Origin of the sequence: Bacillus sp. bc15 (assembly GCF_900142585.1) — a bacterium.
Lineage (GTDB): Bacteria > Bacillota > Bacilli > Bacillales > Bacillaceae_G > Bacillus_A > Bacillus_A cereus.
Window position 1 is genome coordinate 98,574 of sequence record NZ_FRBJ01000010.1, and the last position, 17,946, is coordinate 116,519.

Below are 17,946 nucleotides of genomic sequence, written 5' to 3' on the forward strand. Positions count from 1 at the left end.
AGGAACTTTTTTACGTTATCCTCTATAAAAAGATTGTATAGTATGGTAATAATAGCTAAAATCGATAATAAAAAACAAAGTGAAGGGGAGAAAGAATGATTCGTATTGAGTATGATCGATTAGTAGCTATTTGTTACAGTATAGGGGTTTTGTTATTATTAAAAATTCCAAATGATAATGAATTAATTGGGGAAAAACTATTCAATGTCTATAAGGTTCCGATACATACGTATGTTTATATGGATTATAAAGTCTCAAATATATTGATTGTTTCTTTCATACTACATGTAATTGCATTTATATTATTTTTAAAATGGCTAGGAAAAAAGGAGTCTAGTACATTTAGAAAAATGAATAAGATAAAAGTAGTAGGCATTAGTATTTTGATTGTAATGATGCCGTTTATTTTAAATACAATCCTCCAGACATTGAATAAAACATGGTACTATGCAGGAAAAACAGGGGTAGAAGCAATAGAATATAAAAAAGAAGATAGCCAGTGTAGAATGGAGAAAAATGGAGATAATATCCAACCGAAGTGCATTGTTACTTTAAAAAATTATCGTAATCATTCACAAGCATTAAAAGTTGTTTTATATGATAATGCAAACGAGAATTCAAAAAGCTATCCAGTACCGAAACCAGTCTATTTACAAAAACATGAGACAAAGCAATTCGAATTTCAAGTTCCTGTTTCTTATAATAGAGGTATGGAAAAAGATAAAGTACCAAATATTAAATTACATTCATTGCATGAAAATGATACGAAATACAATTAATCTGTAAGTAAAAGTTTATGAGTAGGAGCAAGAATTTGAAACGATATAGAAAATCAACTTGAATCATCCAACATACTGTGAGGTAACGGTATATTGGATGATTTTTTTATGTTATCCTCTTTTTCACGTATGAAAAGGAGGAATACTTTGTTGGAAATGAAAAACATCACAAGAATCATACATAGTTTTTACTTTACGCAATCTGTGAAAGTTAGAGCCATAATAACTAGTTTGCCAATTTTTAATGTCGATATCGGGCCAGTTCACATAGTCACCTAGTGTATAAGGATCTAAGCTTTCTCGTAAATCTTTAACCCAGCGTATATTTCGATTTTCTTCATCATCGCATTTCCAAGAGGTAATGTATTCTTGGGCAATAATTGCTTTACGATGAAAATAAGCCGTTTCATTCGGCGAAATATTTTCAACAGCACCTATGAGCGATTGATGCCAAATACTAGCATCTTTATTTGGGGCATGAGAAAGAAAGTATTGCATGAGTTGAATGCCTTTAAGGGGAATAGGTTTATAGACATAGGAACCAGAGCGCTTGAAATTTTCAGGGATGTTACCGCCATTAAAAAATTCGACAGCCTTTATATAAGGAACTTCTTCTATAAAGAGAGAGGGGCTGCCAGTTTCAAGAAGAGGGGATAATAGGGAATGGAGTTCAGAGGGAGAACCGACAAACTCGCCTTGTGCTTCGATTTTATTTCGTTGCTTGGCGAATAATTCGATCGATGAAGTGAGACGTTCATCTATATAAGGTGCCCAGTTTTGCCACGCTTGAAATGCAGCAATAAAGTCTTCCCATTCCCATGTAATTGAGAAAATTGATACATTTTTTACGGGGTGGACTCGAAAAGTTAAGGAAGTGATAATTCCGAAGTTTCCACCACCGCCACCACGGCATGCCCAAAAAAGGTTAGAGTTTTCTTGTTCATTTGCACGAATGAGTTTTGCACCAAATTTTCCACACGCTTGTACCATTTCCACTTCCATTAATTGATCACATGTTAATCCAAATAAGCGTGAAAGCATACCAATACCACCGCCAAGTGCTAATCCAACAATTCCAACGCTTGCACTTGTACCAGCAGGAATTGTAACACCGTAATTCCAAAGTTCTTTATAAACAGTGCCAAGATTTGCACCAGCCTCAATTGTTGCTGTTAATTTCTCTGTATTAACAGTAATGCGATGCATTTCACTCACATCAATAATAAGTCCTCTATTTAAAAGAGAAAAATTTTCATAGCTATGACGTCCACTTCTTAACCGAAATGGTATATGACGTTCACGTGCCCATTTTAAGGCGTTACAGATATCCTTGTTATTTTGACAAAAAACAATAATACAAGGGAGTTTTGGAATACTTAAATTTAAATTCATTCGGGCTACATTGTAGTCAGGATCTGTGGGAACAACGATACGACCTGTTAATTTTGTTTGCTTCAATTTCTTACTCCTTTCCAAAATAATCAGAGCTTTTTATTAATATATGAAAAATGTCTGTAATACGCGTGGACAAGGAGAGGTGGAGAATGAGATTTACCTTTGTGAGAAATAAATAAAGCATAAGAATAAAGAATCTACATAGAGTTCAATGAAAACAGTTGCAAACTGTTCATATTTTGTTATGATAGTGTTACGAAAACGTTTGCATAAAAATTCTGATGGGATGCAAAAGGAGAGAAGGACTATGAATAAGACATGGTGGAAAGAAGCAGTTGCTTATCAAATTTATCCACGAAGCTTTATGGATTCAAATGGTGATGGTATTGGAGATTTACAAGGTATTATTGCAAAACTGGATTATTTAAAAGACTTAGGTATAGATGTAATTTGGATTTGTCCAATGTATAAGTCGCCTAATGATGATAATGGTTATGATATTAGTGATTATCAAGATATTATGGATGAGTTTGGTACAATGGCAGACTTTGATGCTTTACTAGATGAAGTTCATAAGCGTGATATGAAGCTTATTATTGATTTAGTTATTAATCATACGAGTGATGAACATCCATGGTTTATTGAATCACGTTCATCTAAAGATAATCCGAAGCGTGATTGGTATATTTGGCATGATGGTAAAGATGGTGCGGAGCCAAACAACTGGGAAAGTATTTTTAATGGTTCGGCATGGGAATATGATGAAGAAACAGAACAATATTATTTACATCTATTCTCACGTAAACAACCAGATTTGAACTGGGAGAATAAAGAAGTTCGCGAAGTACTATATGATACGGTTAATTGGTGGCTTGATAAAGGTATTGATGGTTTCCGCGTTGATGCGATCAGTCATATTAAAAAAGAAGAAGGCCTTAAGGATATGCCAAATCCAAAAGAGTTAAAATATGTGCCATCTTTTGATAAACATATGAATGTGAAAGGTATTCAACCTTTATTAGAAGAGCTAAAAGAAAATACATTCTCTAAGTACGATATTATGACTGTTGGTGAAGCAAATGGCGTTAAGATTGAAGATGCTGAGCTTTGGGTTGGAGAAGAGCAAGGTAAGTTCAATATGGTATTCCAGTTTGAACATTTAAGTTTATGGGATGCAGAGAAGAAGAAAGACCTTGATGTTGTAGGATTGAAAAAAGTATTAACGAAATGGCAAAAAGGATTAGAGAATAAAGGATGGAACGCTTTATATATTGAAAATCACGATAAACCACGTATCGTTTCAACATGGGGAGATGATAAACAATATTGGCGTGAAAGTGCAACAGCTCTAGGAGCGATGTATTTCTTTATGCACGGTACACCGTTTATTTATCAAGGACAAGAAATTGGTATGACAAATGTTCAGTTACCAAATATTGAAGATTACGATGATGTTGCAATTAAAAATTTATATCGCGAGAAAATCGCAGAGGGCGTACCACATCAAGATATGATGGAGATTATATGGGCTTCTTGCCGCGATAATTCACGTACACCTATGCAGTGGAATGATGAGATGAATGCTGGTTTCACAACAAGTACACCTTGGTTTAGCATGAATCCAAATTACAAAGAAATTAATGTTGAAAAGCAAAAAAATGAAGAAAAGTCTATTTTCAATTTCTATAAGAAAATGATTGCCCTGAAAAAAGAGCACGATGTACTGAACTATGGTACGTACGATTTACTTTTAGAAGACGATCCACAAATTTATGCATATACACGTACGTTACAGGATGAAAAAGTCATTGTAATTAGTAATATCTCAAAAGAGGAAGCAGTGTATAATGAGGATTTATTTGCACTAGAACGCAAACGTTTGCTTTTAAATAACTATGAAGTTGCGGAACATGAAGAAGTAACAACAATTGCTTTAAAACCTTATGAAACAAGGGTTTATCGCATTTCATAATAAAAAAGGATGCTCTTTGAGCATCTTTTTTTATGAAAAAAAATAAATTTCTATTGCAAAGTGAAAACGCTTTTATTAAAATAGATTTATGAAAACGGTTGCGTAAAGATAAAAATAAAGTAACAAAAGGAATCGTTTTCATAAAGGGAACAGAAATTATAATTTAAATCATTATGTTGTTATAAATAAAGGGGAGGAAGAACAGATGAAAATTACGTCTTTTGATTTTTGGCAAAAGTTCGGGAAAGCGTTATTAGTTGTTGTAGCCGTAATGCCAGCAGCTGGTTTAATGATTTCCATCGGTAAGTTAATTGGTATGTCTGCTGGGGATGTTAACGCAGTTCATACAATCGCTCGCGTAATGGAAGACATCGGTTGGGCAATCATTACAAATCTACACATCTTATTCGCAGTAGCAATTGGGGGATCTTGGGCGAAGGATCGTGCAGGTGGTGCATTTGCAGCGCTATTAGCATTCGTCTTAACAAACCGAATTACAGGAGCTATATTTGGCGTAAACGCTCAAATGTTAGCGGATTCAAAAGCGACAGTTTCTTCAGTAATAGCAGGAGATTTACTTGTAAAAGATTACTTTACTTCTGTACTTGGTGCACCAGCATTAAACATGGGAGTTTTCGTGGGGATTATCACAGGTTTCTTAGGAGCTAATCTATATAACAAATATTATAACTATAATAAACTGCCACAGGCATTAGCATTCTTTAATGGAAAACGATTTGTACCATTCGTTGTAATTCTTTGGTCTACAGTTACTGCGATTGTATTATCACTTCTATGGCCATTCATCCAAAGTGGGTTAAATGAATTTGGTCGCTGGATTGCAGCTTCAAAAGATAGTGCACCAGTTGTTGCACCGTTTGTATATGGAACGTTAGAGCGTTTATTATTACCATTTGGTTTACACCATATGTTAACGATTCCGATGAACTATACAGAGCTAGGCGGAACATATACGATGCTAACTGGTTCAAAAGTTGGACAAGTTGTAGCAGGACAAGATCCATTATGGCTTGCATGGATTACAGATTTAAATAATTTATTGGCAAATGGAGATACGAAGGCATATAACGATTTATTAAATAACGTTGTACCAGCTCGTTTCAAAGCTGGACAAGTTATCGGCTCAACAGCAGCGTTAATGGGGATTGCATTTGCAATGTTCCGTAACGTTGATAAAGAAAAGCGTGCAAAATATAAACCAATGTTTTTATCAGCAGCATTAGCAGTATTCTTAACAGGTGTAACAGAACCAATTGAATTCATGTTCATGTTTATTGCTCCAGTATTATATGTTGTATATGCTATTACAACAGGACTTGCATTCGCGTTAGCTGATTTAATTAACTTACGTGTTCATGCATTTGGATTTATTGAGTTAATTACTCGTACACCAATGATGGTTAACGCAGGTTTAACAAGAGACTTAATCAACTTTGTTATTGTTTCATTAGTGTTCTTCGGTCTTAACTTTACACTATTTAATTTCTTAATTAAAAAATTCAACTTACCAACACCAGGGCGTGCAGGTAACTATATTGATAATGAAGATGAGGCATCAGAAGGAACAGAAAATGTACAAGATGGTTCATTAGCAACAAAAGTTATCGATTTATTAGGTGGAAAAGAAAATATTGCTGACGTAGATGCTTGTATGACACGCTTACGTGTAACAGTAAAAGACTTAGATGTTGTTGCACCAGAAGCACAGTGGAAACAAAATGGTGCTTTAGGGCTTATTGTAAAAGATAAAGGTGTACAAGCGGTATATGGTCCGAAAGCTGACGTATTAAAGTCAGACATTCAAGATATGTTAGGTGCGTAATAATATGAAATTGCTAACTTTAAACTGTCATTCTTGGCAAGAAGAGAATCAAATAGAAAAGATACAATACCTTGCTAAAGTAATTCAAGAAGAAGAGTACGATGTCATCGCATTGCAAGAAGTAAGTCAGTCCATACAAGCTGAAAATGTATGCGGTAACAAGAAAGAAGATAATTTTGGACTTTTACTATTAGAAGAGTTAAAAGCGCTACATGTAAAAGATTACAATATTACTTGGGATTTCTCTCATATTGGTTATGACGTGTATGAAGAAGGGTTAGCGATTATAACGAAGCATAATATTATAAAAGAAGATACGTTCTTTATTTCAGAAAACGAGGATACAACGTATTGGAAAACGCGTAAAATTGTAAGTACAACAATTGCTTATAATGGTAAAGATATAACGTTTTACTCTTGCCATCTCGGTTGGTGGAATGATGAAGAAGAGTCATTCAAAGGTCAAGTTGATCGTTTGATGGGGCGTGTAGATAGTAATAAGCTCGCCTTCTTAATGGGAGATTTTAATAACAATGCTCGCTTGGAAGGCGAAGGTTATGAGTATATGATGCAAAAAGGGTTGTATGACACATATGAATTAGCAATAGAGAAGGATGAAGGAACGACTGTCCAAGGCGAGATTGCTGGTTGGGATGAAAATAAACATAATTTGCGAATCGATCTAATATTGTGTAACCAAAGTAAAAAAGTTCATTCTTCAAAAGTTATTTTTAATGGTACAAACAGAAATGTAATTTCAGATCATTTCGGTGTAGAGGTTCAATTGGATATATAATAGAAGAAATCCTCACAGAGAATAAAAGCTGTGAGGATTTTTTTTAGGAATACAAGTATTTCCAAGAGAAAATACTTGTATTTTTTATGACATTTCATATATATTTGTTATTATTGAATGTAAAACCGATTTGGTCATTTTGTATTCATACTTTCACTCACTTCGTTATATAATGAAGTAAGTGAAAGTTAATGGGAAAAAATAGTACGTTTTTGGTTAATACACGATGTAGAAAGTGATATAATTGCAAAATGTATGTATCATTTTCTAAAGAAGGAAAAATATATAATTAGGTGATAACTTCTATGAAACAGATTTGGCGTATTTATAAGACAGATTTACGGAATGTAGCCAAACATTGGGCTGCAATTGTTATTGTTTTAGGATTAATGATTTTACCATCGTTATATGCATGGTTTAACATTAAAGCTTCTTGGGATCCGTATGGAAATACAAAAGAGGTTCCCATTGCAGTTTCTAACCAAGATGCAGGTTCTAATTTAAGAGGGAAAGATATTAATATCGGGAAAGAGATTGTAGACTCCCTTAAGAAAAACAAAAATCTTGGCTGGAAATTTGTAGATGAGAAACAAGCAATTTACGGAGTTGAGCGTGGGGATTATTATGCAAGTATTACGATTCCAAAAGACTTCTCTGAAAAAATTGCAACTGTTCTGGATGAAAATCCTAAAAAACCAGAACTGGATTACTATGTGAATGAAAAAGTAAACGCAATTGCACCGAAGATTACAGCAAAAGGTGCATCAGGTATTACAGAAGAAATTAGTAAAAACTTTGTTAAAACAGCAAACGGTGAGATTTTTAAAATTTTCAATGATCTTGGAATCGATTTAGAAACAAATTTACCAAGTATCGAAAAAGTAAAAGATCTTGTATTTAAGTTAGAAGCGCAGTTCCCAGAAATGAATACACTCATGGATAAGGCATTAGATGATGCAACTCGAGCAGAAGATGTTGTAAAAGTAGCGCAAAAAGAGTTGCCGGTTGTAGAGAGTGTTATGAATGATGGGCAAGAAGCGTTAGGGAATTTAGATAAATTCTTTGCGAGAAATGATGAAACATTGCAACGTGCTCCAGGAACTATTAAGAATAATTTAATGGTAATGCAAAAAGGTTTAGATGGTGCCGCGGCAATTACGGATTTCTTAAAGAATCCATCATTGGATTTCAATCTGGCACTTCCAGATCCGGCTAAATTCCCAGTGTTACCTAATATAACTCTTCCACAAATACCGCAAATACCAGAGATTCCAGCGTTACCGCAGGTGAATGGTGAGGGGTATAAAAATGTTGCTAAAAATATTGATCAAACTGTAAATAATGTTTTCAATTCTACTCGTGTTGGAACCGCATATGTAAAAAGTGTTATGGATGGTCTTCAAAATAAAGGTGTGGATCCAGCTGTAGCACAGAAAAATGTGCAAGATGCTTCGAAATTGCTCCAAGAGCGTATCGATAGCGTTTCATATTTGATTGATTTCTTTACAACGTTTAAGGAAGCAGCTTCAACGGACTTCGGTAAACAGTTCTTTGGAAACAGAGTGGAAAGTTTAACAGTGCTTAAAAATTCTATGGTGGATGCTAACAATAGAGTTAAGCATGTAGGAGATTTAATTAGTTCTGGCCAAGAAGTTAAACAAGATGTGCGAGATGCTGTAAATCAAAAGTTAGATGCAGTAAATAATTTAGTAAATCAAGCAGAAAAAGATTATAATACAAATTTTGTAGCAGATTTCGAAAAAGCAGTAAGCACAGCTGAACGATTGAAAAACAAAGCTGAGAATGTAAAAGAAGATGCTCAGCAACTAAGAGGTAATTTAAATCAAGATATAAAAAAAGCAAATGAGTTAGTAAATCAAACAAATGAAGCGTTAGACAATGGTAGAGAAAAATATGATAAGGCTGTAAATGATTACAGCAGATTAAAAACAGAGCTTGAAAAAGCCAGAGAAGACTTAAGTAACAAAGGTGTTAATGGATTAGATTCTACAAAAGTAGCCTTAAATGATTTGAATGGGCAGTTCAAAGCAAGTTGGAATTTAGTTAATGACATGATTCCAGTTCTGGAAAGTACAAATAAAGTGTTAGCTGATGTGAATAGTGATAAAAACCTTAATGGTACAATTTCTAAGTTAAATAAAGCAAAAGATGGTTTGCAAAAAGGAATGGATTTAACTGATAAAGGAATTGACGCTATTAATAAAGGTCAAAAACCAGCAGCAGATGTTATTGAAAGTATTAATCAAGTGTCTAAAAGTGTTTCGGGCCAAATTGGTGACATTTTAGCTAAATATGACTCAGAAATCACTCCAAATTTCAATGCAGCAATTGCTCGCACAAAAGAGATGTCTAAAAACACATCTCAAATTTTAAAAGAAGCAGACAAAAAGCTTCCAGATGTTAAAAAATTACTAGAAGATTCATCAAAAGGCTTAGTAGACGGGAAAAAGAAATTAGCAGATATTAAAGCTGAAATGCCAGCTACTGAGAAAAAGATTAAAGAATTAGCAGATAAAATTCGTGATTTTGAATCTGAAGAGGATTTAAAAGACATTATACGCTTATTGAAAAACGATGTTGAGAAGCAAAGTGATTACTTTGCGAATCCAGTAAATTTAAAAGAGAATAAATTATTTGCGATGCCGAACTACGGTTCAGCAATGTCACCATTCTATACAGTGCTTGCATTATGGGTAGGCGCATTATTAATGGTTTCATTATTAACAGTAGAAGTACACGAAGAGGGCGCGAATTATAAGAGCCATGAAATTTACTTCGGACGTTTATTAACGTTCTTAACGATAGGTCTTTCACAAGCGTTTATCGTATCGATGGGAGATATATTCTTACTCGGTACGTACGTAGTCGATAAGTTCTGGTTTGTGTTATTTAGTTTATTTATTGGTGGAGTCTTCGTTTGTATCGTATACTCACTCGTTTCTATTTTCGGAAACGTTGGGAAATCGATGGCGATCATTTTACTTGTACTACAAGTAGCAGGATCGGGCGGAACATTCCCAATCCAAATGACACCAGCGTTCTTCCAAGCAATTTATCCGTTCTTACCGTTCACATATGCAATTAGTGCAATTCGTGAAACAGTAGGCGGAATGCTATGGGATATCGTAACGCGAGATTTACTTGTGTTAAGTGCTTTCGTAGTAGTTATGATTGTTGCTGCGTTATTACTGAAAACACCAATTAACAAATCAAGTGAAAAATTTGTTGAGAATGCAAAAGGAAGTAAAATTATTCACTAAAATAAAAGGTTCCTACCGATAGAGGTAGGAACCTTTTTGTTTAATCAAATTTTAATTTTTTTAATGCGTCTGCGAACGGGTTATTTAATGGTTCTTCTTCTTTTTTCTGTTGTTTCATATATTTTTGAACGTCGCGTTTATCGGCTTTGTTTCCAGATTCTTTTTTACGTCGCTCTTGGAATGTTGATAATTTCTCACGATAGCCACATTTACATGCGAAAATTTGGCCTGCACCTTCACCACGTAATTCTAGTTTCTTCTTACATTGTGGACAGCGAGCGTTTGTTGTACGAGATACATTTTTACGATGACCACATTCACGATCTTGGCATACGAGCATTTTTCCCTTTTTGCCGTTTACTTCTAGCATTGGTTTACCGCAATCTGGACAAGACTTCGTTGAAATGTTGTCATGTTTATATTTTTTATCACTCGATTTAATTTCAGAAACAATTTCTTTCGTATAGTTCTTCATTTCAGAAATGAATACTTCTTTTTTCAGCTTACCTTTTGCGATAGCCTCAAGTTTTTGTTCCCATTCACCAGTTAGTGTAGGGGATTTTAACTCTTCTGGTACTAAATCAAGTAACTGACGGCCTTTTGAAGTAATATGAATATCTTTGCCACGTTTTTCAATTAAGAACGAATTGAATAGCTTGTCGATAATATCAGCACGTGTCGCTACAGTACCTAATCCACCAGTCGATTTTAACGTATCAGCAAGTTGTTTATTTTGCGTATCCATATATTTTGTAGGATTCTCCATTGCTGAAAGTAAAGTTGCTTCATTAAAGCGTGCAGGTGCTTTCGTTTGGCCTGATGTTTGCATAAGTAACTTTACAGTTAATGTATCGCCCTTTTCAATGTGAGGCAGAAGCTGCTCTTTTACGTCATCAGTTACATCATCGTCTTCAAATCGATTTTCGTATACTTCCTTCCAACCAGCATGTAAAATCGTTTTTCCACGTGCAATGAACGTTTCACTACCAACTTTGGTACGTAATGTTAGTTGCTCGTATTCGAATGCTGGGAATAAAACAGCTAAGAAACGTTTTACAACTAAATCATAAATTTTGCGTTCTTTATCTGTGAATGCTGAGAAGTTAACGTATCCTTCTGTTGGAATAATCGCATGATGATCGCTTACTTTACTATCATCAACAAATGATTTGTTAGGTTTGATAGGCTTTTGTAATACTTTATGTGCGAAGGGACGGTATTCTCCAACACCACATGCTTTTAGACGTTCTGGAAGTGTTCCAACGATATCAGATGAAATGTAGCGTGAATCTGTACGAGGGTACGTTAGTACTTTATGCTGTTCATACAATTTTTGCATAATATTTAATGTTTCTTTAGCAGAGTAACCGAACTTTTTATTTGCATCACGTTGCAATTCAGTTAAATCGTAAAGACCAGGAGAGAATGACTTCTTCTGTTTCTTATCAATTTCCACAACAGTAGCATTATGTTTATCTAAACTTTTTACAATACCATCGATTTTTTCTTTATTAAAACTACGGCTATTGCCATTTGCATCTTGCCAAGTAAGTTTGAGCTTCTCCATTGTTTGAGCTTCGATGCCGTAGTAAGTTTGAGCTTTGAAGTTCTTTATTTCATCCTCACGACTAGCAATCATAGCGACAGTAGGCGTTTGTACACGGCCACAATTTAACTGAGCATTAAAGCGAGTTGTTAAAGCGCGAGTTGCATTAAGACCGATATACCAGTCAGCTTCTGAACGCGCAACTGCTGAAGCATATAAATTGTCATATGCCTTACCTGGTTTTAAATTTGCAAAACCATCTTTAATTGCTTTATCGGTTACAGAAGAAATCCATAAACGTTTGATTGGTTTATTTAGCTTAACTTTATCGATAATCCAGCGTGCGACTAATTCCCCTTCACGTCCAGCGTCTGTTGCTACAATAATTTCATTTACATCTTTTCTAAGTAGCTGACTTTTTACAGCATTAAATTGTTTACCAGTTTGTTTAATAACCGTTAATTTCAAACGCTCAGGTAGCATCGGTAAATCTTCTAAATTCCACTTTTTATATTTCACATCATAACTTTCTGGATCTGCTAATGTAACGAGATGACCTAAAGCCCAAGTTACAATATATTTATTACCCTCAAGATAGCCGTTTCCTTTTTTATCACACTTCAGTACACGAGCGATATCTCGTGCAACGGAAGGTTTTTCAGCGATTACAACGCTTTTTGACATATTAAAAACATCCTTTCAAATTTCCATAAGTTAAATATAGCATACATCTTCTTGAGATTCAGTTTCGCTCCATATTTGAGCTGTTTTTAATGGAGTGAACAAAATCCCAACTGATTAAAGTTTCACTTTATCAGTTGCTTCTATATTAAATAGAAAAGTAAAGAACTTGTTATTTTACTAGAATAAGAGTAGACTTTGAAGTAGATGAATAAGAAACACATGGGAGTTTGTGGATACAAACTGAGAGTATGGCTACTAGTCCGTCATTGACCATTTGAACCTGTTGGATAATGCCAGCGTAGGGAGAGTGTAAAAGCACATGTTCAGGCACTTTGCGTACGCGCAAAGTGTCTTTTTGTGTATCTCCCATCATTATAGTTAGGAGATGAAAAGGATGAATATGAAAGAAATTAGTAAAGTAGTGGATTTGGTGAGAGAATCTAATCCACTCGTTCATAATATTACAAATGTTGTTGTAACAAATTTTACTGCTAACGGTTTGTTGGCACTTGGGGCATCGCCTGTAATGGCGTATGCAAAAGAAGAAGTAGCAGAAATGGCGAGCATTGCTGGAGCGTTAGTATTAAATATGGGGACACTTCGTTCTGAAGAAGTAGAAGCGATGTTACTCGCGAGTAAATCAGCAAATGCGAACAATGTGCCAGTACTGTTTGATCCAGTTGGTGCAGGAGCAACTTCGTATCGAACAGAAGTTGCGAGACATATTCCGGCTGAAATCGATTTAGCGATTATCCGCGGAAATGCAGCTGAAATAGCAAATGTTATTAATGAAAAATGGGAAATTAAAGGGGTAGACGCTGGTACTGGAAAGGGCAATGTTGTAAGCATTGCAAGGCAGGCAGCAGACGAATTGAATACAGTTGCGGTCATTACTGGAAAAGAAGATGTTGTTACAGATGGAGAGCGAACTGTTCTTATTCGAAACGGTCACCCTATTTTAACGAAAGTTACGGGAACAGGGTGTTTACTAACTTCAGTAATAGGAGCATTTGTAGCAGTTGAAAAAGATTATGTAAAGGCAACTGTAGCAGCATTAACGTTTTATGGTGTAGCTTCGGAACTGGCAGCTGCTAAAACAGTAGAAAAAGGGCCAGGTAGTTTCCAAATTGAATTTTTAAATCAATTAGCGAATACAACTTCAGCTGATATAGAGAAATATGGGAAGATTGAGGAGTTAGAGTAAGGGGGATGAAACACATGATGCGCATTGAAACAAAGAAAATGTCTAACCTATTGCAAGTGTATTTTATTATGGGAAGTAATAACTGCACGAGGGATCCTTTAGCTGTATTGAAAGAAGCGTTAGATGGTGGAGTGACACTTTTTCAGTTTCGCGAGAAGGGGGAAGGTTCTTTAATCGGAGGAGATAGAGTGCGTTTTGCAAAAGAATTGCAGACGCTTTGTAAGGAATATAGTGTTCCTTTCATTGTAAATGATGATGTAGAATTAGCCATTGAATTAGATGCAGATGGTGTTCATGTAGGACAAGATGATGAAGGGATTACATCTGTTCGTGAAAAAATGGGAGGTAAAATTATCGGCGTATCTGCTCATACAATTGAAGAAGCACGCTTTGCAATCGAAAATGGAGCAGATTATTTAGGCGTTGGACCTATTTTTCCAACGAGTACGAAAAAAGATACGAAAGCGGTTCAAGGAACGAAAGGATTAGCTTATTTTAGAGAACAAGGAATTACAGTGCCAATCGTTGGTATTGGTGGGATTACAATTGAAAATACAGCGGCAGTTATAGAAGCGGGTGCGGACGGTGTTTCAGTTATTTCAGCAATTAGTTTTGCTGAATCTGCGTATGAAAGTACGAGAAAATTAGCTGAAGAAGTAAAGAGAAGTTTGTAGAAAAGGACATGTAGTATTTTAAGTGCTACATCGAGAAGTAGACTGCCCAAAAAATTTAAACAAACATTTGATTAAAAAGCACAAACCTTTTTAAATAAGGGTTTGTGCTTTTTCTTTAAAACATAATAGAAATTAAAAGCATTCCAATGCCGATAGAAGTAAATGTTGCAATTAAGCCTGGAATCATAAAGCTATGATTTAATACGTATTTACCGATACCTGTTGTACCAGTACGGTCAAAGTTAATGGCAGCAACGATTGTTCCATAGTTCGGAATGAAGAAATATCCATTTACTGCAGGGAACATCGCAATCAGTAGCGCTGGTGGAATACCAAGGGATAGTCCAAGTGGCATTAAGGCACGTACTGTTGCTGCTTGGCTGTACAGTAAAATAGATAGAATGAATAGTGCGATGGCAAATAGCCAAGGTGCACTTGTTACTAAATGCTGAATAGATCCTTGAATCATATTTAAGTTTCCATTAAAGAAAGTATCTCCCATCCAAGCGATACCGAAAATAGCAACAACTGCTGTTGCTCCTGCTTTAAAGACGTTACCAGACACAATGCTTTCTACATTTGGTTTACAGAAAATAATAATAAGAGCCGCGATAGTTAACATAACCATCTCAATTGTGTTCGGCATGGAAAGACGAGCTAACTTTCCATCAACTATCCATCCTGGGCGAAGTGTTTCAAATGAACCAAGAAGTACAACAAGGAAGGTTCCTACTAGGAAAAGGATAACTGATAATTTAGCGCCCTTTATACCTACAAATTCTTTTTTCTCTTCAAGCTTAGGAATCATTCCTTCTTTTAATCGTTTCAAGTATTCAGGGTCTTCATTTAATTCTTTTCCCATCTTACTAGCAACGAATGCTGCTAACATACAAGCAATGAAAGTAGAAGGAATACTCACTTTTAAAATATCTAATAAAGTGATTTTATAGTCAGCTAACATTGCTAAAAGAGCAACTGTGGCAGCTGAAATTGGACTAGCTGTAATTGCTTGCTGAGAAGCGATTACGGCAATCGACATTGGGCGTTCCGGTCTAATCCCTGATTCACGAGAGACTTCTGCAATAACAGGAAGTACAGAATAGGCAACGTGACCAGTACCTGCACATAGTGTGAATAAATAAGTAACAATTGGAGCAAAAAAAGTAATACGCTTTGGATTTTTTCGCAATGCTTTTTCAGCTAGATGAACAAGATAGTCCATTCCTCCAGCAGCTTGCAAAGCACCAGCGGCTGTAATTACTGCCAAAATCATAAGCATTACATCGATAGGAGGCGCGGTTGGTTGTAAGTGGAAGACAAAAACGAGTATTGCCATACCAACTCCACCCATTACTCCTAAACCAACTCCGCCTAGGCGTGCACCAATAAAAATACAGAGTAACAAGGTAAGAAATTGTAGCCAAAACATGATAAACTACCTCCGAAATTCATTAGTTAAGATATATTCGAATAGTTTAATTTGAATGAAAATTAAATAAATACCCGAAGAAATCCTTGTTATTTATACATTTTTTATTATATAACACAAAAAAAGTAACATTCACGTACTTTTTGAAATTATTTCGAAAAAGCAATGCATTAAAAATTTGTATTTATATCTCTAAATAAGTAGACATTTTGATTTATATGTTGTAATCTTTGAAAGAGAATAAATTAATTCTCATAGAACTCCCATATCGTTCAACTCGTTCAGCGAGAAAGGCAAACTGATGGAAACATGAGGACGCAAAACTACAGGAGCTAAGGTCGAAAGGCTATGCTAGCCAGTTACCGGACGGATAGGGTTGGTCTTGGCCAATGCTTTTACATTGGCTTTTTTTTATTCTCGAATATATTGAGAATCATTTTCAAACAAAATATTCGTATATTTTGTTTTTTTGTTATGTTAATTAAGGAAGGTGGATATTAATGAAAAAATATTGGCATAAGTTATCGTTCCTTCAAAAGAACGTCTTATTAACCGTATTAGTTATTTTGACACTTGTTGGAAGTATGGGTGCGTTAAGTTTCAACATGTTTCAAAATAGTATGATGTCTTTATTTGAAAGGCAGTCTATTGAAACAGGAGAAATAGTATTGAAAAAATTGGATGTAGAATTAGTTAGAGACATGGCGAAAGATCCTACAGCTGAAAAAGTGAAAAAAGAAAAGTTAACAGAGAAATTAGATGAAGTGTCAAAAGAATTGAAAAGTGTTGGACAAACGTATGTTACAGGAGCAAAGCCGAATGAAAAGCGAGAATTACAACTCGTTGGTTTGACTACAGAGTTAACAAATGCGTTCCCTATAAAGCCGGGAGATTATTATGAACAACCCGCTCATTGGATGAAGGCATACGATAAAGTCATTGATACGAAAAAGGCCCAAATGACAGAAGTATATGAAGATGAAATAGGTTCGTGGGTAACAATATTAGAACCAATTACAGATGGAGAAAACAATATTGTTGCAATTATTGCGGCTGACTTAGATGCTTCCATTGTTCCTATTACAAAAGAGAAGTTTATGATACAGGGCTTACTCTTTATCATTATTTCATTAGCGATTGCGACTATTACTCAATTCTTTATCGTGCGTCACTCGTTAGCGCCATTAAAAGATTTACGAGAAGGGTTACGTAAAATTGGTAAAGGTGACTTGAGTATTAAATTAAAAGAAAGACCAGATGATATTGGAATTATTAATGTTTATTTCAATAACACGATTGAAAAATTTAAAGGGATTATAGATAAAGTAAGGCAAACTGCTGAGCAAGTTTCTTCTTCTTCACAAGAATTGTCGGCGAGTACAGAGGAAAACAGCATGGCAGTTCAAGAGATTGCAAGTTCTATTGAAGGTTTAAGAGTAGGGGCACAGTCTCAAAAAACTTCAGTACAACAATGTTTAGGAATTGTACATGGAATGGAAGATAAGGTAGAAGAAATAACTGGGGCTGCAAAACAAGTTGCGGTTGCTTCTGAAGGTATGGAGCAACATTCAATTGAAGGTAATGAAGTGATTGGACAAATTATTAATCAAATGAGTTTAATTCAAAATGCAGTACAAGATTTATCTTCCATCATTTATTCGTTAGAAACAAGGTCAAAAGAAATTAGTGATATCGTAACTGTAATTACAGGTATTTCAAATCAAACCAATTTATTAGCTTTAAATGCTTCTATTGAGGCTTCACGTGCTGGAGCAGCTGGGAGAGGGTTTGCAGTTGTTGCTGATGAAGTACGAAAATTAGCAGAACAAACGGAAGCGTCTGCTAAAGATATAGCGAAATTAATTGGTGAAACACAAGCTGAGACAGAAGATGCTGTAGTTTCAATGCAAAAAGGTTCAAAAGAAGTAGAAACTGGAATTTCACTTGTTCAAAGTAGTGGAGATTTCTTTGAAAAAATCTCCAAATCAGCGCAATCTGTTACAGATCAAGTAAAAGCTGTTTCGGGTAATTCGAGTGACATTTTACAAAATAGCCAGAATATCGTTCAAGTCGTAAATGAATTATCACATATTGCAAACACTTATGCCAACAGCAGTAGTAATGTTGAAGAAAGCATGAAAGAGCAAGAAATATCAGTACAAGATATTGCAGAATTAGCGACTTCTTTAAGTTGGCTTTCTCAGGAATTACAAGAGCTTATTGGTGAGTTTAAAAGCGAATAAGGAGAAAGTTCAATTCTAATCAAAGGGGATATCTCCGCTATTGATTATGAATTGAACGAATCTGCCCGTTAATAAGGGATGAAAAAGGTGTGAATTTTCA

At 35.1% G+C, this 17,946-nt stretch carries 11 protein-coding genes and 2 riboswitches; of the genes, 8 read left to right on the plus strand and 3 right to left on the minus strand.

Translation table 11 applies throughout. The annotated features are described in order from the left end of the window. The first annotated feature begins 95 nt into the window (after nucleotides 1–95). A complete protein-coding gene (locus BUA87_RS24700) occupies nucleotides 96–779 on the plus strand; it encodes a hypothetical protein (RefSeq protein ID WP_000619192.1) in 684 nt (227 codons plus the stop codon). Nucleotides 780–902: 123 nt separating this feature from the next. On the opposite strand, the gene BUA87_RS24705 is transcribed toward BUA87_RS24700, so the two are convergent. After that, nucleotides 903–2,237 (minus strand): FAD-binding oxidoreductase, encoded by a 1,335-nt coding sequence (locus BUA87_RS24705; RefSeq protein ID WP_072941083.1) that lies wholly within the window; start codon nucleotides 2,235–2,237, stop codon nucleotides 903–905. 244 nt (nucleotides 2,238–2,481) lie between these two features. On the opposite strand from BUA87_RS24705, the gene BUA87_RS24710 reads away from it, so the two are divergent. The 4 genes from BUA87_RS24710 to BUA87_RS24725 all read left to right on the plus strand — a co-directional run bounded on the left by BUA87_RS24710 (nucleotide 2,482) and on the right by BUA87_RS24725 (nucleotide 10,066). Further along, nucleotides 2,482–4,146, plus strand: a complete 1,665-nt coding sequence (locus BUA87_RS24710; RefSeq protein WP_001044701.1) for a glycoside hydrolase family 13 protein — start codon at nucleotides 2,482–2,484, stop codon at nucleotides 4,144–4,146. 205 nt (nucleotides 4,147–4,351) lie between these two features. Then, nucleotides 4,352–5,989, plus strand: a complete 1,638-nt coding sequence (locus BUA87_RS24715; protein WP_000705568.1) for a PTS transporter subunit IIBC — start codon at nucleotides 4,352–4,354, stop codon at nucleotides 5,987–5,989. Between the two features lie 4 nt (nucleotides 5,990–5,993). Next, the gene (locus BUA87_RS24720; RefSeq protein WP_000771989.1) at nucleotides 5,994–6,785 is read left to right on the plus strand and encodes an endonuclease/exonuclease/phosphatase family protein; all 792 of its coding nucleotides are present in this window, start codon (nucleotides 5,994–5,996) and stop codon (nucleotides 6,783–6,785) included. 305 nt (nucleotides 6,786–7,090) lie between these two features. After that, nucleotides 7,091–10,066 (plus strand): YhgE/Pip domain-containing protein, encoded by a 2,976-nt coding sequence (locus tag BUA87_RS24725; protein ID WP_072941087.1) that lies wholly within the window; start codon nucleotides 7,091–7,093, stop codon nucleotides 10,064–10,066. A gap of 40 nt (nucleotides 10,067–10,106) precedes the next feature. On the opposite strand, the gene topB is transcribed toward BUA87_RS24725, so the two are convergent. Further along, nucleotides 10,107–12,296 carry a DNA topoisomerase III gene (gene topB, locus BUA87_RS24730; RefSeq protein WP_000047278.1) on the minus strand — a complete coding sequence of 730 codons (2,190 nt, stop codon included), beginning with the start codon at nucleotides 12,294–12,296 and terminating at the stop codon, nucleotides 10,107–10,109. 209 nt (nucleotides 12,297–12,505) lie between these two features. Continuing rightward, nucleotides 12,506–12,618, plus strand: a riboswitch (TPP riboswitch). A gap of 72 nt (nucleotides 12,619–12,690) precedes the next feature. Here topB and thiM point away from each other — a divergent pair. Together thiM and thiE are read left to right on the plus strand one after the other, a co-directional pair. Continuing rightward, on the plus strand, nucleotides 12,691–13,500 hold the full coding sequence (thiM, locus tag BUA87_RS24735; protein ID WP_001056117.1) for a hydroxyethylthiazole kinase: 810 nt from the start codon (nucleotides 12,691–12,693) through the stop codon (nucleotides 13,498–13,500). Between the two features lie 14 nt (nucleotides 13,501–13,514). Continuing rightward, nucleotides 13,515–14,174 carry a thiamine phosphate synthase gene (gene thiE, locus BUA87_RS24740; protein ID WP_071714725.1) on the plus strand — a complete coding sequence of 220 codons (660 nt, stop codon included), beginning with the start codon at nucleotides 13,515–13,517 and terminating at the stop codon, nucleotides 14,172–14,174. A 115-nt stretch (nucleotides 14,175–14,289) separates the two neighbouring features. Here thiE and BUA87_RS24745 read toward each other — a convergent pair whose 3' ends face one another. Continuing rightward, a complete protein-coding gene (locus BUA87_RS24745) occupies nucleotides 14,290–15,603 on the minus strand; it encodes an anaerobic C4-dicarboxylate transporter family protein (RefSeq protein WP_000498703.1) in 1,314 nt (437 codons plus the stop codon). Between the two features lie 282 nt (nucleotides 15,604–15,885). Continuing rightward, nucleotides 15,886–15,970: riboswitch (cyclic di-GMP riboswitch) on the plus strand. 133 nt (nucleotides 15,971–16,103) lie between these two features. Between BUA87_RS24745 and BUA87_RS24750 the strand changes: the two genes are divergently transcribed. Continuing rightward, the gene (locus tag BUA87_RS24750; RefSeq protein WP_072941091.1) at nucleotides 16,104–17,846 is read left to right on the plus strand and encodes a methyl-accepting chemotaxis protein; all 1,743 of its coding nucleotides are present in this window, start codon (nucleotides 16,104–16,106) and stop codon (nucleotides 17,844–17,846) included. Nucleotides 17,847–17,946 lie beyond the last annotated feature (100 nt).

Coding starts and splice junctions, on each gene's coding strand:
- BUA87_RS24700 (WP_000619192.1), top strand. CDS start 96: ATGATTCGTATTGAGTATGATCGATTAGTAGCTATTTGTTACAGTATA.
- BUA87_RS24710 (WP_001044701.1), top strand. CDS start 2,482: ATGAATAAGACATGGTGGAAAGAAGCAGTTGCTTATCAAATTTATCCA.
- BUA87_RS24715 (WP_000705568.1), top strand. CDS start 4,352: ATGAAAATTACGTCTTTTGATTTTTGGCAAAAGTTCGGGAAAGCGTTA.
- BUA87_RS24720 (WP_000771989.1), top strand. CDS start 5,994: ATGAAATTGCTAACTTTAAACTGTCATTCTTGGCAAGAAGAGAATCAA.
- BUA87_RS24725 (WP_072941087.1), top strand. CDS start 7,091: ATGAAACAGATTTGGCGTATTTATAAGACAGATTTACGGAATGTAGCC.
- topB (WP_000047278.1), bottom strand. CDS start 12,296: ATGTCAAAAAGCGTTGTAATCGCTGAAAAACCTTCCGTTGCACGAGAT.
- thiM (WP_001056117.1), top strand. CDS start 12,691: ATGAATATGAAAGAAATTAGTAAAGTAGTGGATTTGGTGAGAGAATCT.
- thiE (WP_071714725.1), top strand. CDS start 13,515: ATGATGCGCATTGAAACAAAGAAAATGTCTAACCTATTGCAAGTGTAT.
- BUA87_RS24745 (WP_000498703.1), bottom strand. CDS start 15,603: ATGTTTTGGCTACAATTTCTTACCTTGTTACTCTGTATTTTTATTGGT.
- BUA87_RS24750 (WP_072941091.1), top strand. CDS start 16,104: ATGAAAAAATATTGGCATAAGTTATCGTTCCTTCAAAAGAACGTCTTA.